This window comes from Peribacillus sp. TE19612 (assembly GCF_056279465.1).
In genome coordinates this window covers 36742-62273 of the sequence record NZ_JBWCCL010000016.1, presented here as the reverse complement: position 1 = coordinate 62273, position 25532 = coordinate 36742, and the positions used below count along the sequence as shown (strand labels likewise).

Annotated in this window: 19 protein-coding genes; 4 read left to right on the top strand and 15 right to left on the bottom strand. The window is 39.1% G+C overall.

The genetic code is table 11. The features are described 5' to 3' along the window. Window positions 1-31: 31 nt before the first annotated feature. On the bottom strand, window positions 32-1405 hold the full coding sequence (gene pbp4b / locus ACZ9AO_RS22870; protein ID WP_476110642.1) for a penicillin binding protein PBP4B: 1374 nt from the start codon (window positions 1403-1405) through the stop codon (window positions 32-34). Window positions 1406-2099: 694 nt separating this feature from the next. Here pbp4b and ACZ9AO_RS22865 point away from each other — a divergent pair. The 3 genes from ACZ9AO_RS22865 to ACZ9AO_RS22855 are packed head-to-tail and all read left to right on the top strand — an operon-like array spanning window position 2100 to window position 6002. Continuing rightward, entirely contained in the window at window positions 2100-3674 is a 1575-nt protein-coding gene (locus ACZ9AO_RS22865) for a spore germination protein (RefSeq protein WP_476110640.1), read from the top strand. A gap of 26 nt (window positions 3675-3700) precedes the next feature. Next, window positions 3701-4804 (top strand): spore germination protein, encoded by a 1104-nt coding sequence (locus ACZ9AO_RS22860; protein ID WP_476110638.1) that lies wholly within the window; start codon window positions 3701-3703, stop codon window positions 4802-4804. Continuing rightward, entirely contained in the window at window positions 4788-6002 is a 1215-nt protein-coding gene (locus tag ACZ9AO_RS22855; RefSeq protein ID WP_476110636.1) for a Ger(x)C family spore germination protein, read from the top strand. Before ACZ9AO_RS22860 ends, ACZ9AO_RS22855 begins: the two co-directional genes overlap by 17 nt. 358 nt (window positions 6003-6360) lie before the next feature. Here ACZ9AO_RS22855 and ACZ9AO_RS22850 read toward each other — a convergent pair whose 3' ends face one another. The 7 genes from ACZ9AO_RS22850 to ACZ9AO_RS22820 form a co-directional block, all read right to left on the bottom strand. After that, entirely contained in the window at window positions 6361-9546 is a 3186-nt protein-coding gene (locus ACZ9AO_RS22850) for a biotin/lipoyl-containing protein (RefSeq protein ID WP_476110634.1), read from the bottom strand. Window positions 9547-9583: 37 nt separating this feature from the next. After that, window positions 9584-10276 carry a hypothetical protein gene (locus tag ACZ9AO_RS22845; protein WP_476110632.1) on the bottom strand — a complete coding sequence of 231 codons (693 nt, stop codon included), beginning with the start codon at window positions 10274-10276 and terminating at the stop codon, window positions 9584-9586. 1218 nt (window positions 10277-11494) lie between these two features. Next, window positions 11495-11617, bottom strand: coding sequence for a hypothetical protein (locus ACZ9AO_RS22840; protein ID WP_285856618.1), 123 nt, complete (start codon window positions 11615-11617; stop codon window positions 11495-11497). Between the two features lie 6 nt (window positions 11618-11623). After that, window positions 11624-13027 carry a decarboxylating NADP(+)-dependent phosphogluconate dehydrogenase gene (gene gnd, locus ACZ9AO_RS22835; RefSeq protein WP_318292635.1) on the bottom strand — a complete coding sequence of 468 codons (1404 nt, stop codon included), beginning with the start codon at window positions 13025-13027 and terminating at the stop codon, window positions 11624-11626. Between the two features lie 77 nt (window positions 13028-13104). After that, entirely contained in the window at window positions 13105-14451 is a 1347-nt protein-coding gene (locus ACZ9AO_RS22830; protein WP_251542878.1) for a GntP family permease, read from the bottom strand. Between the two features lie 18 nt (window positions 14452-14469). After that, window positions 14470-16014, bottom strand: coding sequence for a gluconokinase (gene gntK, locus ACZ9AO_RS22825; protein WP_251542876.1), 1545 nt, complete (start codon window positions 16012-16014; stop codon window positions 14470-14472). After that, the gene (locus ACZ9AO_RS22820; RefSeq protein WP_048687535.1) at window positions 16007-16738 is read right to left on the bottom strand and encodes a GntR family transcriptional regulator; all 732 of its coding nucleotides are present in this window, start codon (window positions 16736-16738) and stop codon (window positions 16007-16009) included. The genes gntK and ACZ9AO_RS22820 overlap by 8 nt, the downstream gene beginning before the upstream one ends. 1382 nt (window positions 16739-18120) lie before the next feature. Here ACZ9AO_RS22820 and ACZ9AO_RS22815 point away from each other — a divergent pair. Beyond that, on the top strand, window positions 18121-19047 hold the full coding sequence (locus ACZ9AO_RS22815) for a cation diffusion facilitator family transporter (RefSeq protein ID WP_476110628.1): 927 nt from the start codon (window positions 18121-18123) through the stop codon (window positions 19045-19047). Window positions 19048-19284: 237 nt separating this feature from the next. On the opposite strand, the gene ACZ9AO_RS22810 is transcribed toward ACZ9AO_RS22815, so the two are convergent. The 7 genes from ACZ9AO_RS22810 to ACZ9AO_RS22780 all read right to left on the bottom strand — a co-directional run bounded on the left by ACZ9AO_RS22810 (window position 19285) and on the right by ACZ9AO_RS22780 (window position 25170). Next, window positions 19285-19569 carry a DUF3784 domain-containing protein gene (locus ACZ9AO_RS22810; protein WP_251542872.1) on the bottom strand — a complete coding sequence of 95 codons (285 nt, stop codon included), beginning with the start codon at window positions 19567-19569 and terminating at the stop codon, window positions 19285-19287. 161 nt (window positions 19570-19730) lie between these two features. Further along, window positions 19731-20012 carry a hypothetical protein gene (locus tag ACZ9AO_RS22805; protein ID WP_476110626.1) on the bottom strand — a complete coding sequence of 94 codons (282 nt, stop codon included), beginning with the start codon at window positions 20010-20012 and terminating at the stop codon, window positions 19731-19733. A gap of 246 nt (window positions 20013-20258) precedes the next feature. Next, window positions 20259-21812 carry a YndJ family protein gene (locus tag ACZ9AO_RS22800; RefSeq protein WP_476110624.1) on the bottom strand — a complete coding sequence of 518 codons (1554 nt, stop codon included), beginning with the start codon at window positions 21810-21812 and terminating at the stop codon, window positions 20259-20261. Beyond that, window positions 21781-22392 carry a DUF4166 domain-containing protein gene (locus ACZ9AO_RS22795; protein WP_476110622.1) on the bottom strand — a complete coding sequence of 204 codons (612 nt, stop codon included), beginning with the start codon at window positions 22390-22392 and terminating at the stop codon, window positions 21781-21783. The genes ACZ9AO_RS22800 and ACZ9AO_RS22795 overlap by 32 nt, the downstream gene beginning before the upstream one ends. Further along, entirely contained in the window at window positions 22392-23306 is a 915-nt protein-coding gene (locus ACZ9AO_RS22790) for a DoxX-like family protein (RefSeq protein ID WP_476110620.1), read from the bottom strand. The genes ACZ9AO_RS22795 and ACZ9AO_RS22790 overlap by 1 nt, the downstream gene beginning before the upstream one ends. 565 nt (window positions 23307-23871) lie before the next feature. Beyond that, window positions 23872-24312, bottom strand: a complete 441-nt coding sequence (locus ACZ9AO_RS22785) for a CoxG family protein (RefSeq protein ID WP_048687801.1) — start codon at window positions 24310-24312, stop codon at window positions 23872-23874. 360 nt (window positions 24313-24672) lie between these two features. Beyond that, the gene (locus ACZ9AO_RS22780) at window positions 24673-25170 is read right to left on the bottom strand and encodes an LURP-one-related/scramblase family protein (protein ID WP_476110618.1); all 498 of its coding nucleotides are present in this window, start codon (window positions 25168-25170) and stop codon (window positions 24673-24675) included. Window positions 25171-25532: the final 362 nt, after the last annotated feature.

Here is a 25532-nt window from a genome sequence, read left to right as displayed (position 1 = left end):
GGGAGGTCTTAAACTTTATGGAGATATCCGTTTATTCATTCGTTTCCAATGCTTCATAAATCGCAGTTACAACACTTCCATAGCTTCCTGTTTTGTAGAGGTCGCCAAAAAACTGATTGGAATTGGCTACAGGATTGACGAGCGGAGAGTGCTTTTTATTAGTAAGTAAAACGATCCCTAAATCTATTTCCGGATCAATGATCGTGACCGTCCCGGTCCATCCAGTATGACCGTAGGCACTGTCGCTTGCATGAGGACTGAACATCCACTCCATACTAGCATCGCCATTCCGTCTCCACCCAAGACCATATGTAGGATTCATCTCGGAAGGTGCGACGAATTCATCGATTGTTTTTTGATCAAACAACGTATGTTTACCGTATCCCCCGCCATTCAGCATCACCTGCAGAAGGACGGCCATATCTTCCGTATTGGAGAAAAGACCTGCATGCCCTGAAACGCCTCCCATCGAATAAAAGGCTTTTTCATCATGTACTTCCCCTTGAAGTGTGTATGTGCGAATGTTAGGGAAATCTATCACGCCATCCCGGGTGTTGCCAAGCAATTCAGTTGCGGCAAAGTCCTTTGGCTTAAAGCCCTTTTGAAGAGGGTTGAACTTTGTATTTTTCAAACCAAGCGGCTTGTACAATTCATTTTCAACATAGGCATCAAGCTGCTGACCCGTTATTTCTTCAACAATGGCGCCAAGCAGCATATAATCGACATCACTGTAGACATTCTGTGTTCCAGGTACATATGTGAGCGGTGTCTTGGAAATGAACTCGATGGTTTTATCCCGCTCCTGGGAATAAAGTTCTTTCGAAACCTTTGGATTATGATATTGCGGATCGGGTCTAAACCCTGCAGTATGATGCAGAACATCAATAACCCTCAGATTGTCCTTTCCTTTGATCACATCCTCCTCCGTGTCTTTGAATTCAGGAATGTATTGCTGCACTCTTGCCTGGATATCCAGCTTGCCTTCGCTGACTAATTTCTGAATGGCAAAATTGGTTGCATACATCTTCGTGTTTGAAGCAAGGTCAAATAACGTGTCATTTCCCATTTTTTGAAACTTCTTAAGAGGTGTATGTTCATTAAACTTCTGTTTGTACCCGTAGCTTTCATTTTTAACGATCTTTCCGTCCTTTATGACAATCAAGGCAGCACCGGGGAAACCGGCCGCCACTTCCATTTCAATGAGCTGATCCACTTTTTCCAGCTTTTCAGACGAAAATCCCGCTTCTTCCGGTTTATTTACTTTCTTTAATATTGGATACTGACTGGCAGTCTCCTTACTCACAGCGGCTTCCTGATTTGGATTTTCACTGGCAAAGGACTCGGATGGCGCTAGTAAGGAAAGTACCAGAATTGAACTTAGTGTGCAGCTTGTCCATACATTCATCTTTTTCAACCCCTTTGATATCGCACTTTAGAAACTAAGGAACACCTTTACCATTTGACCAATACCTAAAGACATTATTCTCATTCTTTCCGCTCTTTTTCAGGCTTCACAATCCTATAAAGCGCTAATCGTGTCCTTTTCCGTACCGGGTTGCGATTGGGACATCTTATTCTTAAGTTGATAAAAGCAGATAACATTTACCAATTATTCTCAATTTTTAGTATATATTATTCCGAACATCATTTCAATTTGATATATATATTTCGAATATTGAGCATAAGTCTTCTCTATTACAAAGAGGAAAAGCCAAATATTAATAATAAAAATCATTCCATCGTTAATTAAAAACAAAGAGTCATTAGGATAAGTCCCAGACATCGATTTCGCCTCTTCCTTCTCCTCAATTATATTCAAAATCATTTTTCCCACATAGTAATACGAAGTATAAAGTATGTAAATACGGCTAATTGCTTTTAACTTCATTGCATAAGAAACGTAGAAGATATTAATACTATTTGAGAATTAAAGGAATTTTAGCGGCTATCTGAGACAAGTATAGGGTGATGAAAATGTGGAAAACAATTGTTTCCTACCTTCCAGAATGGCAGGTTTTTATACAAGCTTTTATTGTGTTTGTTATTCCGTATTTAATCTCCAAATTGTTTAATCGGCTTCGCAACTCAAAGGATGAGTGATGAAAATGAAAGAGTGGATATCAAAGATCGGTAAAAAAGGAAAAGGTACCGATAAAGACAAACAAGAAGCAAATTCCTCCCAAGATTCAACTGATCAGTTTACAGATAATTTTAATGTAAATCTAGAAATGGTTAAGCAAGAAATTGGACATAATTGGGATGTTTATTTTCGAGAATTTAATATAGGGCGTACCGGTATTCGGTCAATTATCATTTTTGCGGATGGATTATCAGATAAAGACATCATTGATAAACATATCATGACATCATTGATGGTTGACTTTTCAGCAGAATATAAACAAGATCTTCCTTACATCAAAGGAAGCATTTCAAAAGAATTCATAAAAAATGAAGTGTTATCTATCAGTGAGGTAGAAGAAGTTGGTTCCATTAAAGAGTTAGCATCTAAAGTATTAACAGGTTCTACCGCGCTTTTAATTGATGGATTAGTGGAAGCCCTAATCCTTGGTACAACAAAACTAAAAACAAGGACTGTTGAAGAGCCGGTATCAGAGGCATTAGTCAGAGGTCCACGGATTGGTTTCACTGAATCTTTAGTTGATAATACATCTTTTTTAAGAGGTAGTGGTGAAATTGAAAATTTATCGTTAGTACAATTCCAAGTAGGTAAGCAGTCAAGAAAAGACTTAGTTGTCGCTTACATTAAAGATATTGTTGATCCCGAATTAGTTCAAGAGGTAGAAAATCGAATTAAGAAAATTGATATTGATAATGTGCCGGAATCAGGTTATGTAGAGCAACTCATCGAGGATAATTACCTTAGTCCTTTTCCTCAGGTACAGAATACAGAGCGTCCTGATCGCGTGATTGCTGCTTTAATGGAAGGCCGGGTGGCCATCTTATTGGATGGGACGCCATTCGCTTTGATCGTTCCAGTTACATTAAGCATGATGTTACAATCACCAGAAGATTATTATGAAAGATGGATTCCTGGCACATTCATACGTTTACTCCGTTATCTCACAGTTGTTTTGGCTCTTTTTACACCGTCTTTATATATAGCTTTCATCTCATTTCATTCAGGGTTGATTCCGACCAAACTGGCCATCTCCATTATAGGAACCAGGTCCGGGGTTCCGTTTCCGGCACTTATCGAAGCATTATTCATGGAAATATCCATCGAAATTCTGAGGGAAGCAGGACTGCGCTTACCTAAGCCAATTGGTCCGGCAATGGGTATCGTCGGCGGTTTAATCATTGGGGAAGCTGCTGTACAGGCAGGGATCGTTAGCCCTGTTTTGGTGATTGTAGTAGCGTTAACTGCTATATCATCATTCTCCATTCCGCACTATAGTATTGGGATTACATTACGGATTCTGCGTTTTCCAGCTATGATTTGTGCTGCCACATTTGGATTATACGGGGTCATTCTCTTTTTTCTTTTAATGACCAGCCATTTAGTGAAATTAAAAAGCTTTGGTGTACCTTATATGAGTCCAGCCGTTCCTTATCGCTTAAGTGAATGGAAAGACCTGATGGTTCGCATGCCGCTTATGATGATGAAGCGCCGTCCAAAGATGATGCATACAAAAAATCCCATACGTAAAGGATAACCTATCGGTGAAAGGGTGGTTAAAGAATGATTCTCAGTCCGAAAGACCAAATTACAACTCCTCAAGCAGCTGTCATTGTCATCAACTTCATACTCGGCACAGGATTACTCACCCTACCCAGATCATCTACAGAGAAGGTACATACACCAGATGTATGGATAAGCGTTATTTTAGGCGGGGTTATTGCCATTATCGCGGGGGTGATCATGGTCAAATTAAGCCAACAGTTTCCCGAAAAAACCGTTTATCAATACATCAATGAAATTGTAGGAAAATGGGTGGGGAGTTTTCTTAGTTTAGTTATTATATGTTATTTTCTTATGACTTCCGGATTTCAGCTCCGTTCAATGGCTGAAGTTATAAGGTATTTACTTCTGGAGGGTACCCCTACATGGGCAATTATTATGATTTTCATGTGGGTAGGTCTTTATCTCATCATCGGTGGCATTAACCCGATAGCCCGTCTTTTTGAAATTATATTACCTTTGACAGTTATCCTTTTTTTGGTAGTTACCTTTATGAGCATCAAAATATTTGAAATTGATAATCTGCGTCCTGTATTAGGAGACGGAGTCATCCCTGTACTAAAAGGGGTAAAAACAACGGCTCTCGCTTTTTCAGGGCCTGAAATCATGTTACTGCTTATTCCGTTTATGAATCAGCCAAAAAAAGCAGTAAAAGCCCTGCTTGTTGGAGTTTCCATTCCATTGACTTTTTATGTAATAACGGTCGTCATGGTTATCGGGGCATTATCTGTTGATGGAGTGGCCACGAGAACATGGCCGACTCTGGATCTGATACGCAGTTTTGAAATCTCCGGTTTGATCTTTGAACGGTTTGAATCTTTATTGCTCGTGGTTTGGATCATGCAAATATTTGCTACATTTACCATAACCTACTTTGCAGCCGCTTTAGGGCTAGCTCAACTTTCGAAAAAGAGCATTCACCCATTCATGTTCGGCTCGCTTCCGGTTCTATACATCATTGCCATGGTTCCGAAAAATATGAATGACCTATTTAAACTAGGGGATTTGGTCGGCAATGTCGCATTGTTTTTATTTGGTTTACTTCCGCTTCTCCTGCTTATCATCTCAAGAATAAAGGGAGGAAAATATGAAACAATCACATAACAATATACGCCCCCTCTTCATTTCCCTCTCCGTTCTTTTGTTCTTATCCCTTACAGGATGTTGGAGCAGTCATGAAATCGAAGAGCAAAGTCTAGGTATAGGTTTGGCATTCGATAAAGCCAAGCCGTCCTCCATCGAGAAAAAATTAAACGAACAAGGGGGTGGTTATTCAAAAAAGGACCGGATTACTGCAACCTATCAATTTATCACTCCACAAGTAGCAAGTTCAACAACGAAACAATCAGGACCAGAACAAAAATCTTATCTTAACGTTTCCGAAACTGGTGATTCCTTCCACCAAATGGTTCGTGAATTATCATTGAGAAGTGAACAACCCGTAACCGCTCACCATCTGAAAGTGGTTGTTATCGGTGAAGATCTTGCAAAATCGTATAAGTTGGAACAATTACTTAATCAAAATTTTCGAGAAAGTGAGGTTAGACCAAGCTGTCTTGTGCTCATCAGTAAAGGAAGAGCAAGCAAGACACTGGAAACAAAGAAAGATGGAGAAATTCCAGCTTTTCGTCTGACTGGCATTGTAGAAAATGCCTATCGAACAACGAGGATTTTACCTCCCATGTCGCATATTAAAGTAGAAAGCAAGATCAAATCAGGATCTAGTTTTCTAATCCAAAAAGTTCTATCAGTGGATGGGCAAGTCAAATTTGCGGGTGCTGCCGTGATCGATGGAAGGACACACAAAATGACTGGTTTTTTGAATGAGGAAGAACTGGAGGGCGTCACATGGATAACAGGTAAGGGGAAAGGCGGTGTAGTGAAAAGCTTTGATAAAGAAACCGGTCAGCTGATTGTGTATGAGATAGAATCCATGAAAAGCAGTATCGTACCTCGAGTTAAAGGAGACAGCATCTCTTTTGATGTAAACATTGAATCAGTGGGTAGACTGTCGGAAAATTGGGTGACTTCAGGAAATACTTTTAAAAATGAATTTTTAAAAAAAGCAGAAAAATCATCTGAAAAAGAAGTGAAACGCTTGGTGGGGAATGTATTAGAAAAAATGCAAAAAGAATACCAAGTGGACGTTGCTGGCTTCGGAAATCAATTGAGAATTGAGCACCCAAAAGTATGGAAGAAGGTCAAAAAGGATTGGGACCAAACATTTAGTGAAACTCCGATCAACTACGATGTAAAACTAACTATTAATGATTATGGAGCATCAGATGGATCAAAGAAGTGAGCCCTCAGGATAAACACATAGAGCTTCTAGCATTAAATGTTGAAAATGAAAACTTTTTCTTAAACATTATAAAGTACCACGGGAATACAAATACGCTGAGCATGAAAAGGCCTCCCACAGTAAACTGTGGGAGGCCTTTAAAGTGAGCTGTCTTCCACTCACGGCCCTTTTTACATAAAACCTTAACCGATGCACAAAGTGGGTACATCTTCCATTTATACCAATCAAATAAAACATAACTTCTTTATCTATTCATATCCTAAATTTATTTATCAAAACCGGCTCTTGATATATTCATTTGAATCAATCAAACCCAAAAATGCCCCTACAATTGAATTATCCCTTTCCAATCGGAAAATCAGCTTAATTCCACTTTAGTAATTTCACTTAAATAATCCCCGCTTATAATCAAGCCTTCATCTGCAACAACATATTCGATGACAGTCGGGCTTATGGTCCGAATATAAACAAAAGCTGAATCATCCACATGCTCAATCCGAAGCTTTTTCCTCTGTGCCTGCTTAATATCAAGCTGATTGGTACTAGCTTCCGGCAGGCTTGTGTAATAAATTTCAAAATCTTCTTCTGACGCATCAATGAAAAGATGCCAAATGTTATACTCTTCTTCTTGATCAATCATTGTTTTTAATTTCCCTTTTCTCCCGATGCCAAGAAAATACTTGAACTTTGATTCCCCATTCACCATATCGCGGTCAATAACTTTTATACTTCCGCCTTTTCTGCTTTGTACAAGCCCAAAGGCAACGCCTGTTTTTCCTGTAGGGGCGGTTATTATATCCCGGTTAACCACTCTGTTTCTCTCTTCTTGCTTTAAATAAGCGCCTTCTGTCCCCAGTGGCGGGAGAATCTCAAAAAGATCACCAGACACTTCTCCCCAGTTTTGAGTGTTCTGCACTTCCCTTTCAATCCATTTATTAAATAGATTCATGACGATCGGGGATTTACTTGAATTACCCGCAAGCAGTATATTCACTTTATTAATTTTGCTGTGTTCTGACCGGGCAAAAGCGCGCCGTAATGACTCAAAGAAATTTTTAATGCCTTTGTCGATTCTTTCCTCAATCTGTTGTTCCATTTCATCTTGATCGATCAAAAGTTCCACATTGAGTTTAGCGTGGCCGGCTTTGTCAAACAAATCCGCCCGGATCATGCCTTTTCCAAACTGTTCTTCATACCGTTCATGTCTTTCCCAAAGCGGCCTTAATTTTTCCACCAATTGTTTCGTATTCAAATAGGCTTCTTGTGACTCATTAATCAGTGCTTCACTTCCGGGAAACTTCACACATTCCGCTGGGAGGGTAAAAGGAATGTTTAGCTCACGCATTGTTCTTTGGTTGTTTTTAAACACTTGGAACGCCAAAAGCTCCAGCATGTTCTCACCGCCTAAATACCGGTCTCCGCCCGCTGCAAAATGCTCAATGACATAATCATATCTGCTTTCTTTCAAGCCCGCTTCACGCCAAATCCCAAAATCAAAATCTGTCGTTCCTCCACCAAAATCAAATACACCATAGTACGTTTTTTCATCTTCTTCCGGTTCAAACCCGTATTCCTGTAACGCACAAACGGCATAGGCTGCAGGTTCACTCGCCCCAGCGGTGACACGAAACTTTTTCATTAATTCTCCATCCTGCTGAATCGGCATAGGAAGCGTCTTTTTTAACCCGCGTTCAAAACATTTTAGAATTTTTCCCCTTACCTCTTTTTCATACGTCACCGGGAAAGAAAGGGTGTAATCGAGGTAAATCCCATTGTTCTGGTTATTGATATACAAACCGAGGTAGTAGGCATATAACTCAATTGGGTTGATTTCCTGATCGGTTAAGTCCAAAAAGGAACGCAGTACAACGGCATATCCCCTCTTGTCTTTTAATCGAAGTTCGTTATTCTTTTCCCCAGCCCACTGCTTTAGATTATTCAATATGGAATAATAATGGTCACTCTTTCCATTCATCAAGTTGTTAAGAGCATTGTGGGAAACCGTCACATCCTGCCACCTTGTATCTGGTCTTCCTTCTTTTTCTTGATAAAGCTCCAGGAAATGTTCTAAATCAATAAATTCAATCACGGTTGGATTTTCATAATGCCAGTCTTGTACTTCCGTGTTATGGTAGCCAACCCCAATACGCATGGGAAGAGTAAAATCACTTTCTTCTTGATGGACGACCACTGTACTTTTCGTTCCAAAATCAATGCCAACTATGCCGTCCTCCCTAATATCCATTTTAGGGTTTCTGGCCATTATTTCTTCGTTCAGTTTTATCGTTAAAGGTTTTTCATCAGAAGTGACAGGCCATAAATCCCAATGTCCCCGGTTTGGATCTGTTAGCATCTTTTCATCATATGTATCAATATCAGCTCTTACTTTTTCAGAGTTTAAAAGCTTCTCATAAAACGTGTTGGAATCGATAGCGATCGATGGCAATTCTTTAAGAAAACTTTCATGATCTAATTCCTTTAATTGATACAATTCCAGCAAATAACCATACTCCTTCTGGCGTTCTGCGCTTAATCCGCTTGGAACTAACCGGTTTTCCAGCCAGAGATGGAGAGCCTTTCGGTCATTGATTTCAAAAGCATTTTCCCCATTTAAACGGAAAACGGGAACGAAAAATCCTTTTCCCAGCAAATTGTTTTTTTGATTTACTACATCGTAGCTTTGAATGTCGTACCCGTTGGATTTAAACGCTATCGATTTAGAAGAGTTAGCCGTTTGATTGGCAAATATCCTTGAAATGGAAGGATTTTTATTCGCGGAATAATCGTCTAAAGTTAATATTCTCTTATATACAGGGTGATCGGTTGTATTGAAACTTTTCGCAGCCTCTTCCCGTGTCATGACATCACCTTTAAAACCGGAAACGTCCAGATGCTTTTTGTAGTCAAAATCCTCGTCCATTAATTCATAGTATTCTCTATAAGGAAATACCGCTGCGATGTTGTGATCATATATAATATTCCCATTATTCATGTAAACCCATCTGGAACGGAGCATTTTTTTAATGTCTTGAAAGAAGCCCGCTTCATCCTTGAAGAAGGTTTCATCTGCACTTTGATATAAATGGCTGATTAAAGATCTCACTTCTTTATAAGTCATTGAAATGGCAGAGACCGGAACGGTTTGGGAATCAGGTGAGAATAGAACCTGCTCTTCGTTCTTATTCATTAAGTATATGGAACTGTCTATGTTATTTTTTTCAGCTAAGCTTGTTACGCTCTCAATCGGCTCTTTATCTTCCATCGTTTCTTGTTTTTCAACTTCTTTTAATAATTCTTCAGAAATTGCATCACCAGAATCCAAATAACATATCAGGTCACCAATCTTGACTATAGTGTCCTCCGCTACGTTCAATTCTTTAAGGGTACCTTCTTTTTCTGAAAAGAGGTCAAATTCGATGCCCTCACAGCTGAATTTGGCTAAGCTTTCGCCCACCGTAATATAATCGCCTGGCTGTTTATACCATTGCACAAGAAGGATTTTTTCAATGCCTTCTTCAATCTCTGGGATAATAATCGATGTCATTGTATTTCTCCTTTACTATCATTCTCTTTTTCGCCTGCTAGATTCTCACAACGGATTTTTTAATGGTTTTACCATTAATGCTTATATATCCTGGCAGCAGGACGTCCATGATGTTCCCGGATATTTTGCTATTGAGGGCCCTTATGTACAAGTCCTCTCTGAAGACCTCATTCATTTTCACTTCCTGTATTTTATATAAAGGGGTATCGTATGTTTTACTGTACTCTTGAAAGAAAAACAGAAAAAGGGCGTGCAAAGTCTCTCTTTCCTGCTCCCGTCCTTCCATAATCTCGTTTTTGATAAAATCCCACAAAGATGAAATGTTTTCATATTGCACGCCACAGACTATAAATTCCTGCACGGAACCGCCCTTGAAGATTCCTTTCAAGGAACTTTTAGTGGTTTCCGATAATTGTTGAACAGCTTCGTAAAGTTCTTCTGCTTCCCGATAGTCCGCTCTTCTCTTTTGCAATTCATTATAATAGGATTCCATTTTCTCATTTAGATGGTGGATCGTTATTTGGTACTCACTAATTTCTGCTTTTTTCGAGGCTAGCTCTTGTTGAAGTTTTGCTATTTCATTTTCTTTTTCTTTCAGCAGCTCCTTATGCTCCCCCAATTGACTATACGAGCCCGCTTCTGCTATTGCTTGTATCTTTTCAATGACTCTTTCGTCTTGAAGGGAAACCATTAATGCCTCAATAAAACCATCATCCCATTCTTTATTCATCTTTACACTCCTTTCAAAAGTGTTAACCAACCATACTCGCCCTGTATATGTATGAAAAGGTTTGCCCTTTTTTGCCATAGAAAAATCCCCTCCCAGATAGACTGTTAGGAGAATACAACCATAACTTATATTTCAAGATATCAGTAGTGAGATTACTTATTTCTTATCAAAAATACGTATATAACGTATTAAAGATGTAGGAATAATATGATGCTTACTTTCACTTTTCACTATAAAATACTCACAGTGTTCCATCCTTTTTAAGACTTCTTGTAAAACATCCTCTTTTTTACTACTCAATCCTTTTTTTATTTTCTCCCACTTAACATCAGCGTCAAGAGTATAACAAACATAGAATTCCTTTAACAGGTTAATCTTCCCCTTAAATGCTTAGTTTCTTTAACTGTTTTATTGTTTAAAGCTAATCCGAATTCATATTTTTCCTCAATCAGATATACTACCTTATGAGTACCACTTAATAATATTCGGTATGATCATGTTGTTTAAGTGGGTTGAAATGACTAGGGTTAAACCTCCGGATTACTTGATAAGAAAAGGCCTCCCCTCAGTAAACTGTGGGAGGCCTTTAACTTTTAAGATATTCACTTGCTAGGTAAGCACCGATGATTACATATGCTTCCCATTCCAACTTTAAACCGAACAAAAAAAGCCCTTCTCGTTTGAGATGGCCTTTCGTTATGCTGTTCCAGCACAATCGCTTAACTATTAAATCGCATATCTTGATGCTAGTGGATTCTTGATGGTTCGCATGCATGTTTGTATGGGAGCTTAAACAAATTATCCATAGCAGCATTAACACAATCTTCACAATAATAATTAACGAACTCTCTACCTTGTTCAAAAATTGGTGTCATCGTATCTATGTCAGCCCATTTAAAACAGTAAATACACATTTGCCTCATGATATATCACTCCTTTTCCACGCGGAAATAATTTGGTAATATCCAAAAGAAGAATATGTGCCACTTGCCGACATTATTCAAGAAACGATACTCTTTCATTGTGAACCCCGACTACAAAATTAAGGTAACGGGGGAACAATATGCTATAAACCGATATCATTTATATACCACTTAACCTGAGTATTAAACCTCCCCCAAAAATATTATTTGTTGCCCGTCAATCTTTTCCTATTTTTGATGTTCACCCATGGTTCGAAATAACGCAATCAATCTTTTTTCCCTAACTAAAATTCCTTTATCCACTACCTGCACCTTTTGTTACATAAGGAAAAAGAGCTGCCAAAGCAACTCTTTTTTGAAGTAAAATACCTGTTTCAACTTCATGAACGGTATTACAAATGACTATTTCTTTTGTCACTTTCCATCACTGCCAGTTCGTGTGGAAAACCCCTGCTAAATCACGTCGTTCATAGGTATGCGCACCAAAATAATCACGTTGTGCTTGCAAAAGGTTAGCATTTGAGATGCCTGTTCGATAACTATCGTAATAAGTAAGTGAAGAGCCTAAACATGGAAACGAGATGCCGGAATTTATTCCCTCACAGACTACCTTTCGCAATCCCACCTGGTACTTTGCAACCTTTTCAGCGAAATATGGTGAAATCAATAAATTCGCCAGATTTGGCTGCTCTTGATAGGCTTCGCTAATGACGTTTAAAAATTCTGCCCGAATGATGCAGCCGCCGCGGAAAATAAGCGCAATATCCTTCAAAGGCAAATCCCAGCCGTTAAGTTCAGAACTCATTTTATATTGAGTGAAACCTTGCGCGTATGCACAAACCTTTCCCATATATAATGCTTGCCTAATATAGTCAATCCACTCATTTTTATCTAATTTTTGCTGAACGTTCTCAGGCCCTGTTAGAATGTTTTCCGCATGAACCCGTTCTTCTTTTAGAGCGGAAATGTAGCGCGCAAACAAAGACTCTGTAATGATCGATGCTGGTATTCCGTTATCAATCGCTTGCATGCTGGTCCATTTTCCTGTGCCTTTTTGTCCTGCTTTATCAAGAATCACATCGATCAATGGCAAGCCCGTTACTTCATCTTTTTTCCTTAAGATTTCGGCCGTGATTTCGATTAAATAACTTTTCAGTTCGCCTTGATTCCATGTTTCAAAGATGTCAGCAATTTCATTAACCTCTAAATGCAATTTTTCTCTTAAAAATGTATATGCTTCGGCGATTAATTGCATATCTGCATACTCTATCCCGTTGTGTACCATTTTCACAAAATGACCTGCCCCTTTTGGACCGATATAGGTACAGCAAGGAGCATCATTTACTTTGGCTGCGATTTTTGTCAGGATTGGAGCTACTTTTTCATAGGCGTCCTTATCTCCTCCTGGCATGATTGAAGGTCCTTTCAACGCACCGACTTCCCCACCTGAAATACCAATTCCTACATAACTGAATCCTTTAGATTTCAATTCATCATATCTGCGTTCAGTATCTTCGTAATGGGAGTTACCGCCGTCCATGATAATATCGCCCGATTCAAGATGAGGAAGTAATGAAGTGATCACCGAGTCGATCGGTTTACCCGCAGTCACCATCAGAAAAATCTTTCTTGGCGTTTCCAGTGACTGAACGAAATCTTGGATTTCGTAATACGGAAGGATTGACTGACCGTCCAATTCAGCAACAAGCTGATCCGTTAAATCTCTTGTGTAATTATAGACAGCTACTTTTTCTCCTTTATTAGCCATATTTAACGCGATATTACTGCCCATTACCCCTAAACCAATGACACCAATTGTATTGAACATTATTTCTGCTCCTTCTTATGTAAGAATAATAGGCAGTAAATCCCTGCCATAAGTCGGGGATTTACTGCCGGGAAAGCCTATACAAATAAGCTTAGTAATAGAATGAATCCTAATCCAGCTACTGATATGATCGTCTCAAGCAAAGTCCATGTTGCGAATGTTTCTTTCATGCTTAAGCCAAAATACTCTTTAAACATCCAGAAACCAGCATCGTTAACGTGTGAAGCGATTAAACTTCCCGCCCCTGTTGCAAGTACGACCAGAGCAAGGTTAACGTCCGTCTGACCTAACATCGGAATAACCAAACCAGCTGTCGTCAAGGCAGCAACTGTAGCAGATCCCAATGAAATACGCAGGATTGCCGCGATGATCCAGGCAAGCAGGATTGGTGATAATGATGTTCCTTTGAATAATTCAGCTACATAGTCACCTACACCGCCATCGATCAATACTTGTTTGAAGGCTCCGCCGCCCCCAATGATCAAGAGCATCATTCCGATATGCAGGATCGCTGATGTACAAGATTCCATGATATCTTTCATTGGAATCTTTCTTGCCACTCCCATTGAATAGACCGCAAATAATAAGGAAAGCAACATGGAAGTACCGGCTTCACCAATGAAACGGATAGCTGCCAGTAAACCATTATCTTCAAATCCCATCGTTTTTTGCAACAAAGTGATGATCGTAGCAATTGACATTAATATAACCGGAAGTAATGCAGTAAATACACTGATTCCAAATCCAGGTGTTTCTTCAAGTTTAAAGGATTTTTGTTCCCCCAAAGAGGCAATGCTGCCTGTTTTCGTAAATGATTCAGGTACTAATCTTTTAGCTATCTTCGTAAATATCGGTCCAGCTAAAATAACGGTTGGAACCGCAATGATGAAGCCGTAAAGTAAAACCTGACCAATGTCTGCGCCATATTCACCAGCGATGACAGTCGGTCCTGGGTGAGGCGGTAAGAAACCGTGTGTTACGGATAATGCCGCCACCATTGGAATGCCAAGATACAATATCGAAACTTTTAATTCTCTTGAAATCGCAAATACGATTGGAATCAATAATACTAATCCCACTTCAAAAAATAATGCGATACCGATAATGAATGATGCTGCCACGACTGCCCATTGAATATTCTTTTCACCGAATTTCTTAACGAGGGTCATGGCAATGCGTTGCGCTCCGCCTGAATCTGCGATCAGCTTACCTAACATCGCCCCAAGCCCAAAGATTAACGCTAAGTGGCCAAGTGTTCCGCCTAATCCAGCTTCAATGGTTTTGACAATTCCGTCAAGCGGCATCCCAAGTGCTAAAGCCACTCCAAACGATACAATGATCAAGGAAATAAAGGTGTTTAATTTTAAGCCCATTATTAAAATTAATAAAGCGACAATTCCTATAGCGACAATGACTAATGGCATTGTAATCCCCCCATGTCTTTACTTTGCAGCATTTATTAAGTTTCTTTGATAATTCGCGATCTGTGTATATTCGTTTTCCAATACCCTTGATAGGTTAATGAAAATCGGCAGCAGCTGCCTGTATTCATTTACAGAATCAGCTTTCGGTGTGTGCTTGTGGGTATTGCCTATCATTTCAGAAACCACTTCGAAGGAATCAATTTCCCCTGTTGCATATAACCCTAATATACAAGCACCCAGGCACGAACTTTCGTAGCTTTCTGGAACCACGACTTCCGATTCGAAGATATCGGACATCATTTGCCGCCAAACAGCCGACCTTGCGAAGCCTCCCGTAGCTTGAATTCGGGTCACGGGACCGTCCATGCATTCTGTTAAGGCCAAAAATACGGTGTATAAATTGTAAATGACTCCCTCTAGGGCCGCTCGAATCATATGTTCTTTCTTATGCGACAGCGTTAATCCGAAAAATGACCCCCTTACGTCCGGATTCCATAATGGTGCACGTTCACCTGCAAGATATGGATGGAATAACAATCCATCAGCGCCCGGTCTTACCCGTTCGGCAATCTTGGTCAAGACTTCATAAGCGTCGATTCCGAGTCTTTTAGCTGTTTCCACCTCGGAAGAAGCAAATTCATCGCGAATCCAGCGAAGGACCATCCCGCCATTGTTTACCGGCCCGCCAATCACCCAATGCTTTTCCGTTAAGGCATAGCAAAAGATTCTTCCTTTTTCGTCTGTTTTCGGTTCGTCAATAATTGTCCGAATCGCACCGCTTGTCCCAATCGTGACAGCGATTTCACCTTTCCGGATAGCGTTTACACCTAGATTTGAAAGGACACCATCACTTGCCCCAATGACAAATGGTGTTTGTGGGTCAATCCCGATCTGTTTGGCTAAATCCGCGTCACAGTTGTTAAAGATCTTTGTTGTCGGTACGAGTTCAGATAATTGATCACGCGTTACTCCAGCAATTCTTAGGGCTTCCTCATCCCAATCCAAGTTTTTAAGATTCAACATGCCCATGGATGAAGCAAGGGAATAATCGACAACGTATTGGCCAAAGAACTTTTTAAAGATATATTCTTTAATCCCGATATACTTTTTAACATTGGTTGCGATCTCCGGGCGATCATTCACGATCCAGGTGATCTTGGATAATGGTGACATCGGGTGAATCGGTGTTCCGGTTCGCTTGTAAACTTCATGCCCATCTAATTCATCCTTTATTTTATGGGCCCAAGCTTCACTGCGATTATCCGCCCAAGTGATGCAAGCGGTTAGCGGCCGGTCGTTTTCATCCATAGCTATAACACTATGCATCGCACTGCTAAACGAAATAAATGATGGTTTTTTATCTGGATGCTGCTTCGTTATATTTGAAAAGGCTTTCAGAACAGCCTGGAAAATCTCCTCAGGGTCTTGTTCCGCCGTTGTCATATCCGGTGTGTAAAGAGGATAGCCAATATTCTCTTGCTGGATGACATCGCCTTTTTTCGTGAATAATACAGCTTTTGTACTTGTTGTACCGATGTCTACTCCTAACATATAGCTAGTCATTTTCTTGTTCGACTCCTTTTGAAAGCATCTGTTGAGCCATCCATAAGTCTTCAACTTTTCCTTGAACATCATCAAAGTTTTCATGTAACGACTTAATCATGATGTCTCGATCCTTTGTTTTGATCGCATCAATATAAAGCTGATGATTATTTATGATCCGTGTAAAGTCCTCATACTTTTCTTTAAAACGACTGCGCATGGATAGAAGAATCAAACTTTCCATTACAGGTTTTAAATTATCCCAGATCATCAGAATGTAGGAATGATCGATGGAGCGAATGATCGTTTCGTGGAATAGAACATCCTGATAGGAAAACTCATCCGCATCCAGGTATTTTATGGACACTTTCATCATTTCCAATATTTTACTAAGTTCCATTACTAATTCATTCGTGTTCATCCTCACTAGACGTTCAAATACAAACGTTTCGATGAGAATACGTACATCATAAATTTCTGCATACTTTTTTTCTGTTAAACCAATGACAACCGCACCCATTCTTTCTAATCGGATGATATTTTCAGAGGCCAGGATTTTTAACGCTTCACGAACGGGTGAGCGGCTTACACCGAAATCAGCAGCTAATTTATTTTCAGAAAGGATGGCACCGCTTTCAATCATCCCCGAAATAATACGCATTCTAAGCTCGGATGTAACGCGATCACCAGCTGAAGCTTTTGAAAGCCATTTTACAGGATAAAGAAATTCCTTTGATTCAGCCATAAATTCACCTTCTTATAGAGTTCAAGTACACTTGTATACAAGTATTTTATAATAATAATAATAAATAATGCAAGCTTTTTGAATTCAACCGGATTTTCGCCAATCTAATCAAAGTCGAACGTTTTAGAAGTATTTGACTTTAGCGAAACGTTGAAATAAAACCTTTTTCATAAAAAAAACCGTTCATAAACGTGCACTTTTACGAATAATCAATTCAGATTCTCCAACTAAGTAGTCCACTATTGAAATGAACTGAACAAGACAGAGATTACCCCCCTATTATAAAAAAACACCACTTTTCCAAGGGTTTACATTCTATTTTATCCTCTCAAAACTTACACAAAGTAATTCTATTTTTATTTAAGGGTGGCGTCAGGTAAATATCCTACATGGGATACCGTCAGCATTATACAGAACAACGCCATTAATTATCTATATGGTCAATCTACTTTCTGATGGCGCCCCATACCTGCACTTCTTATTCCCATTAAAAGGTACGTTGTACATAGGAAATTAACATATAACCGTAATCTCTTCTTTGTACTACAGCATTAAACCAATATAGCATTCATAACAATGCAGAATACACCGATCGCTACAGCATTATCGTCAGAATTGCACAGGTAAATGTAACCTGATACTCAGAATATACTCTTTCCCATCCACTCCCACATAATTTTCACAAAGATTCAATCTCTTGTTTGAACCTTCCCCGTTATTGCCATATGAAAAGAAAAAGCCTGCATATGCAACCTCAATTATTAATGTAGAGCACCGCTAATTTGAACAGTTAGTAACATGAAGCTTTTTACTAAAGAATCAAGGAAGCACGCGCCTACTTAGTTTTAGTTAAATGTATTTTAATTTCATTGCCAACTTCAAGATTGCAATCTTGACGATCCTTAACTGGAGTTTGAGTTAAATCCAACTCCATTCATGATACCTTAACTCCTTTTATTAATTCGTCTTTTTAATCTCATAGGCTCAGCTAATTCAATGCTCCAAGGCACTTTTTGCATACCATGTACCTTTTAGTCAACCAACTCTTCCACTCTATGTCCATTTATGTAATAATTTGTGTATGATAAATTGACAATCACTGTTAAATCAATGGTTGCACACCGTTTATCATATTTAAAGTAGTTTTAAGTTATCTCTGTTCGAGGCAAATTAGACTAATCGATTTTTATAAACCAAAAACCAGTCAAGAACACGAAAGTTTTAGGGTGTATAAACACTGAACCTTAAGACAAAAATGATACTTGAAAGGTTGGGAGATTATATTAAAGAGCAGATAATGGCGATGTTTTCACTTAAAGTAGGCGTCCAGTAGAGGAAACGCTACTACGGCTATTCTGGCTGCAATCCTAGGGGGAGAAAAATTGAATACCGAACAAAGAATACTTCGCGCCTCCATTGGCGTTACTATCTTCGTTGCTTGCTTTGGAATCATTTTCGGCCTGCTATCAGGTTCGTTCTCTATCACCTTTGATGGGTTCTATTCTCTGACCGATGCAATCATGAGCGTCTTGGCGCTCATTGTCTCAAAGTTGATTACCTCGTCCACTGCACCCAATAGACAGAATGGTAAATTGAGTGAACGCTTCACAATGGGATTTTGGCACTTGGAGCCAATCGTCCTTGGTCTCAACGGTGTCATGCTCATGGCGGCGGCCGTTTATGCGTTGATTAATGCAATTGGTAGTCTTCTGACGGGCGGCCGCAATCTCGAGTTCGGTTTCGCCATCGTCTATGCCGTTGTGACGATGATCGCTTGCTGTTCTATGGCGATTTTCGAAACACGCGTAAACAAGACACTTAGCTCGGATTTTGTTGCCCTTGACGCTAAGGCTTGGATGATGACCGGTGGCATCACTGCTGCGCTCTTGATCGCGTTTTGCATCGGATACGCTTTTGAAGGAACGAATTTGGAATGGCTTACACCCTATATTGATCCTGCAGTACTTGTGCTGATCTGTTTGGTAATTATTCCGCTGCCGATTTCAACGGTAAAGCGGGCCTTGGCGGATGTCCTGCTGATCACCCCTCAATCACTCAAGCAGCATGTGGACGAGGTCGCACGGGACTTTGTGAAGCGCTACGGCTTCGTTTCTTACCGAGCTTACGTCGCAAAGGTTGGTCGGGGAAAGCAAATTGAACTATACTTTATTGTACCTGGCGGGTGGCCGGCAAAATGCCTTGAAGAGTGGGACGCAATCCGTGATGAAATCGGTAATGCCATCGGCGAGGAAAGTACTGATCGATGGTTAACAATTGTGTTCACGACCGATGTTGAATGGGCGGACTAAAAACAGGATAGTGAGCAGGCTTGACCAGGCCAGATTGCAGCGGCGGCATGGTCAAGCCTGGCGATATGCTCGTACGGCGGCAGTATGTTTGTTTAAAGAGCCACGGACTTCATGGGCATTAGGGGTAACCACCAGCAAAAACGCGTCTTTTTTTCAACTAAACTGCCCCTTTAGTTCCATAAGAAAAAGCTGCCTTAAGACAGCTCCGATCTTTAGCTAACGCACCCGTTCATTGCATTAATCGAGTAATCTTCTATTGATAAATACGTACGTAATTGTTAATAGAACCAACATAGCAATTATAAGAACCGTTCCTTCATAAGGATAGTCAATGAAACTATTGATAACTGCTAACAATCCAAAAGGAAGAAAAAAAACTCCACCTGTTACTGTACCTAACAAAGACTTATTTTTAATCATTTTTTCATTAAATCCAGCTAACAACCAGGTTTGTTTTTTCACAGCTACTAAGTAAGACACAAGTAAAAGAGCTATACCAATAACCAATAATCCGTAATCCACCTTTACACCTCCCAAGGACAACTTTGTTTCTTATTATTTTTTATACGAATAGTAATGGAAAAAGTTTCCTTTACTTCAACTATCCTGCCCCTTTAGCTCCATAACGAAAAAGAGCTGCCCAAGCAACTCCCTTATTGAAGTAAAGCACCCATTAGTTCGATTCACTTATTTCTAGTATATTCCGGAGTATCACAGAGTGGACGTTCCTCATATTGCTTTTCCTTTGCTAGAATAAAGTAAATTCCAAGAATAAAAGTAATTATTAAAATGACACAAATTACCCAATACATCAAAGGATATTGATATAGTACTGTTGCTGTTGTAACTCCTGAATTCATATCTGTTGTTGTTATTTTATTCTCAACAGGATCATAAAGTATGTCCACAATGAAGTATGTTAGTAAAGAAGAAAGAGTAAGAAATATTCCTATCGCACGTTTCATCATATTCACCTCCTAAAACCGTTAAACTGTATACAGTTTAACGTAAAAACAAAATCCTTCTTCAACTAACCTGGCCTGTTAGTTCATTAAGAAAAGCGATCCTTTTTAAAGAATCGCGCACTTTAATGGAATAAGTCGTATCAATGATTGTATAAATAATTAGAAAAACCATTATCCTCCAATTCATCCAATTATTGAATTTCACGTCTTTAAATCCCTCCAAATAAGCATTAATACCCTACACCATCATTTTTGATTTATGGTGTAATCAATATGTAAGAAAGGAATGCCAAAAATTCGCATTTTGTGATGTGCTGTGAGTATTCCCGCAATTGTTTCATTAATTAAAAAGTGCTCGGATAATGGAAGCTTGAAAAGCGCTTTGCCAGCTGCTAAATAAATACCAGAGTCACTTTCTCCCTCGCTCGAAAGAAAAAGAGAGCCATCGATAGCGTCAAGCTGTAAAATACCAATCATTGACGAATAAGGAAGAGGAAGTGCTATATTCATATACGTCCTGCCCTCCGTTTTATGCTGAGAATAAATGGCCACAAATACGGTATTCTCCTTCACCTGGCGAATCCATGCGCGTGGATTTTTCCTCCCATCTAGCGTTTGATCAACAGCACGTATTTTATATGTCATTTCAGTACGTTTACTTGAGATGGGCAGGTTCAACTGCTGTAGTTTTGTACTTATCAATTTGTAGCACACCGCAAACGGTTTAAACCATGTTGCCCATTTTACAGAAGCAAATAACCGATACTGATCTGTGTTCTCATAAAAATGGACGATTGTTTTTGGTAAAGTTTTGATATCAACAAAATCACTTAGTTCATCCACTAGTCCTGGGTGCTGCTTGCCTTCTCCTTTTAACGCACCTCGAATTCGGCTCACTGGGAAATTCCAGACATCCTGCTTCGTTTCAGGAGGCACAAGCACCCAACCTAGTACGCCTAACATGCCAAAAATTAAACAGTTAAATAAGCCATGAAATTTTAGCATAAAATCAATACTAACAAACCAAAGTCCAAACGAATTATTTGTCGCATAAAGCAATGAAAATAAGATTGTGATGCCTAGTGCACTGAATGAAAGCCGTATCAATATCGTCTGCAAGTGTGAAAGGAATCGTGTTCGGTATGCAAGTACGATTAAGGTGTAAATGGCAAATATGTAAAGCAACACAGAGAGGAATTCCAGTAACGGCGAAAATGAAATGCCAATGGCGACGAGCATGGGACCTGCTAAAATAATTGGCACAATTAATCGATACCATGTTGAATCGTGTAAGCGTCCAAAAAACCCAAGAGATATGGGCAATAAAAAGGCAGAGTAATGAAAATGAATAGCTGTTAACCAAGTGATTAGTGGACTAAAACCTGTATCAATTCCCGCAATATAAGCAAAGAACCATAGTCCGCCTACAAATAAATACATCATCCCGATATCAATCGATATTTCTGCCCAATTTGTAAAACCACGCTGAAAAAACCGCTTTAGCCCATAACACGCCACAAAAAAGGTTAAAATCATATAAATGAAAGCGAGTACCATCTGTCCTGTACTTGATGGGACAACTTGCAATAATAAGATGGAGAGCATAGCAATCCAATTGAAAATAATATGTTTCTTCTTTGTTTCTAATAGTAGCTGGAGCATAAGTGGCACGAAAATCAACTGTGCAGCTGTCAGCATTAACAAATAGGGTTCAGATGTCAAAATGCTGCTTACTATGAAAAAGAACACACCTGCAATGGTGATTGAACTAAACAGTCTGCTCCTTAAATTCGCCTTCATAAGCCATCAACCTTCCTACGATTCGGTTTCGTATATCGACTTGAATCGTAAATACTTCTCGGGCATCATCGTACCCTTCCTCAACGTTCACAACTCCTTCCAATAACCGAAGAATTGGAAACTCTAGGTTACCTATAACGATACGTTGAAGACCAGAGCAAATGTGAATGTGCCCTTCAGGTGTCACCGCAAATTTTAAATCCGAATAAAATAAGCTCGGCTCCCCTAAATAATCCTTCACAACTCTACGCTTTGTATCAACCGTCATAAACGCATTAAAATGCCGAGTAATCTCTTCAAAATAAAAAGTACGCTCCCAATATATTTCTGCCTCACCAGTCGGCAATGATCTACAGGTATTTTTGATTGAAAACGGTATTTCCTTCCCATTTTCGGGGAAAAGAAATTTCCAGCGTGTTGCTAATTTTAAAAAGGGTTTTAGCCAGAAAGCCCCCGTTTCAATCTTTGACATCGTTCCGACCCCATTAAACGGTTTATCAATTGATAGGGCATAACGCTCTTGTAGCTTAGGATGAAGTCTTTGAAAATCCTCACCTAAGAGGTCTTGGTAGATTGTCATTATGATTCACCCTTTCTCGTACGCTTGCAACTTGTTGCCGATGGCAAATCAGTTGCGAGTAAGAAGCTAATAATGGAAAGAACCCACAGACTAGCATTAAATGTAATAGGGTTAAACGGGTGTAATGAGAATGAAGGACTAGCGACCAAGGCACTAATGGTCAATACTGGAAAAGCAATCATCTGCAGAACAAGTAAATGTCTTTTCTTACGATAAAGAAGCCATACCACTGCAAATAAAATCTCGAGAACGCCTATTATCCCTACACCCTTTACAGCAGCAGTCCCCTCCAAAGAAGTTAAACTAGATAGCATCGATACTTCCTCAGGATGTTTGGCAATCATCTTCGGTATTAGCCCATGATAAAGCCAAACAAAGAAAAAGAGCATTGTTACTATAGCGTTAATAATGAAACGTACATACTGTGATCGTGGCGATTCCCCCTTTTCGATCCAGCGTTTTAGCACATCAAAGCTTAGAGCTGTTGCCCACCCCATGATTGGCCGAAAAAAGATGTCTAAAAGCCGTCCAAATAAACCATAACGTACATCATAGTCATATTGGGTGAGAAATGTGGTTCCGTTATCTGTCGGAATATACTGCCAATATCCTTTACCTTCACAAATTGGCGAAATTTTTTGATCGGTACCAAAGTGAAGAGAAGATGTCTTTGAACCATCCTTCTTATTATGCGTACCGATACTTTTACCCCAGCCAGCGACTTTTACCCAACATCCCAATTTCGTTTCATATAAAAAGGATTGCGGTTCATCTTCTGATTTTTTCGGTAAATAGGTAATAGAAGAAAAACGCAAATCCCATTGTTCATGTAGTTCAGGCTTTTGAGTCATACGCCATACTTCGTCTATAGTTGCCTGAATTGGAATTTCCACATAGATTGGTTTGTTTTTCATAAATGTCACCTCCATTAATAAAGTAACATAAGTTTCATTACACAATGTTAGAATTTATGAAATCGCTGTAAGAGTGATAGAGTTTGAAAGACAATCTAATAACTTATTTTATTGCTCAATTATCTGGCCCAATTGTTGAACAGAGGTCAAACAGCACTCTCTAACTATCCTGCCCCGTTAGCCATCCATGAATCGCAAAAATCGGCGATTCACCACAAAGAATGAAAATGGTTAGGAAGTGTCAATACTGATACTGACCTTAATCCAGTCAACCCTAATCTATAGACTAATTAATTAACGCTCTCCTCTTTTTTTTAAACGATTGAGCAGGGTCTTCTTAAGTATTTTCATTTTTCATTTTTAAAGAAACTTATTTTCATGGTAGTTCATTAAGAAAAGCGATTATGGAATATTGAAAAAAAGAGGCCATCCTTTTGGACAGCCCCCTTTCCGCTATTATAAAATTTCTAGTAGCGCTCGATATCATTATATTGGTTACTTCGGAATGTTACCATCTATACCGAGAAGGCATCTCCAAAATGAATTGGCTTTCAATCTTTGAAAACTATGAGAATACTGCAATTTTTCGTGCGATAGATTCTGTTAAACGAGATGCTACTTTTGGAACAGCCCATTTAATAATTGGTGTTAACACCGCACCAGATAATCCGCCTGCATGGATTTCAACCGTACAAGTCATTATTGTTTTACCATTAACATCTTCTGCAGTAAAGTGACCGCTTCCTGTAAAATTATCTGATAAACCTTTTAGTTCAAACTTAATGTTTGAAGGTTCATTCCATTCGGTAATATCTACCTGCGCTTGTATTGTTTTTTTAATACCTTTCACGCTACCTTCAAATGTCCAAATAGATTGCTTGTCATTTATGATTTCATGTTCTTTATAGGCTGGTACTGTCGTTGCCCATTTTTCGAGATCACTGACATAATCCCAAACTGCTTGTACATCTGCTGGAACTACTACAGTATGCGTTCCCGTTGCCATTATGATCCCCACCTTCACTATGTATGAATTGTAACTTTACATTTCTACAAAATAATTATTACATAAAAAGCATAAACTTACATCACTAATTATACATAGCTTCCCTTCTTCTAATCCCTAAAATTTTCCAATCCTCTAAAATCCGGCCCTTTAATGGAATAACAGGACTGACGTTTTTTACCGACTTTAATGTCACTTAACAGTATCCCTTATATCTTCAGCTAACGCACCTGTTCGTTCAACAAGGTTTTACCTTTTTCCACCACATGGCCTTGTCATTTAATTAGGATACAGTTCACCGTAACTGTTCAAGTCGTGATTTTACAAAAACTGTCAGCCTTTTAATTTTACACTTCTATTTTAAATCGACGATGCTGAGGAAGCAGCTGCTTGATCAGCCTTCACACAATCAATTGCAACAACAAGTGCAATAATAATCGTTTCCATCTCTTCATCTATTATTTGAACCTTGTAGCTATCGCCCCAAGTGAACCACTCCTTGCCCACTTTACCTACGATTTTACCATGCTGTAAAACTTGAAAATCCATATCCCACCAATTACCATGTACTTCAATGCCTGCCGCATCAATTGTATATCGTGCTTTTAAGTAGGAAAATTCCTTCTTTATTGTTAATACCTCTCTACCATTCACCTCAACCAAAAACTTTGGTAAAAAGCTGAACACCTTTTTCGTAATGAGTGCTACTTCATCTCTTGCTGTATTCATAATGGAGAAAGTCTTCGGAACTTGCATAAAACTTCCCTCCACGTAATATATATCCTTCTCCTGCTGATCCTTTACTGTAAATTTTCCGCTTAGACTGAATACCTTCTGTTTAATATAAAGCTGCCTCATACTAATGCCTCCCAACCTTAAGTCTTTACATTACTTACGTTTTAAATGGGCATTGGTTCCAATCTTATGCATTAAATTCCAAATAATAACTCCACTCAAAAGCGTCTTCTTTTCGGTTCACCACTATTTATCCTTAACTAATTTACCTTTTGTAAAGGCAGCAATCTGGCCCAATTGTTGAACAACTCCTTATGTACTCTTGAACTATCCTGCCCCGTTTGTTCCATAAAAAATGTTCCGAACGACATATAAATGCTATATCCAAAATACTACGAACCACATAAACGCAATACCAAAATTTAATAACATCTGCCACTTATTTTTATTTTTTTGAAAATCTTTCAAATCCATCAATTATTGAA

Coding starts and splice junctions, on each gene's coding strand:
- ACZ9AO_RS22850 (WP_476110634.1), bottom strand. CDS start 9,546: ATGACATCGATTATTATCCCAGAGATTGAAGAAGGCATTGAAAAAATC.
- gntK (WP_251542876.1), bottom strand. CDS start 16,014: ATGACTAGCTATATGTTAGGAGTAGACATCGGTACAACAAGTACAAAA.
- pbp4b (WP_476110642.1), bottom strand. CDS start 1,405: ATGAATGTATGGACAAGCTGCACACTAAGTTCAATTCTGGTACTTTCC.
- ACZ9AO_RS22780 (WP_476110618.1), bottom strand. CDS start 25,170: ATGAGGCAGCTTTATATTAAACAGAAGGTATTCAGTCTAAGCGGAAAA.
- ACZ9AO_RS22865 (WP_476110640.1), top strand. CDS start 2,100: ATGAAAATGAAAGAGTGGATATCAAAGATCGGTAAAAAAGGAAAAGGT.
- ACZ9AO_RS22790 (WP_476110620.1), bottom strand. CDS start 23,306: ATGAAAAACAAACCAATCTATGTGGAAATTCCAATTCAGGCAACTATA.
- ACZ9AO_RS22795 (WP_476110622.1), bottom strand. CDS start 22,392: ATGACAATCTACCAAGACCTCTTAGGTGAGGATTTTCAAAGACTTCAT.
- ACZ9AO_RS22830 (WP_251542878.1), bottom strand. CDS start 14,451: ATGCCATTAGTCATTGTCGCTATAGGAATTGTCGCTTTATTAATTTTA.
- ACZ9AO_RS22805 (WP_476110626.1), bottom strand. CDS start 20,012: ATGAAACGTGCGATAGGAATATTTCTTACTCTTTCTTCTTTACTAACA.
- gnd (WP_318292635.1), bottom strand. CDS start 13,027: ATGTTCAATACAATTGGTGTCATTGGTTTAGGGGTAATGGGCAGTAAT.
- ACZ9AO_RS22800 (WP_476110624.1), bottom strand. CDS start 21,812: ATGAAGGCGAATTTAAGGAGCAGACTGTTTAGTTCAATCACCATTGCA.
- ACZ9AO_RS22855 (WP_476110636.1), top strand. CDS start 4,788: ATGAAACAATCACATAACAATATACGCCCCCTCTTCATTTCCCTCTCC.
- ACZ9AO_RS22820 (WP_048687535.1), bottom strand. CDS start 16,738: ATGGCTGAATCAAAGGAATTTCTTTATCCTGTAAAATGGCTTTCAAAA.
- ACZ9AO_RS22785 (WP_048687801.1), bottom strand. CDS start 24,312: ATGGCAACGGGAACGCATACTGTAGTAGTTCCAGCAGATGTACAAGCA.
- ACZ9AO_RS22845 (WP_476110632.1), bottom strand. CDS start 10,276: ATGAATAAAGAATGGGATGATGGTTTTATTGAGGCATTAATGGTTTCC.
- ACZ9AO_RS22860 (WP_476110638.1), top strand. CDS start 3,701: ATGATTCTCAGTCCGAAAGACCAAATTACAACTCCTCAAGCAGCTGTC.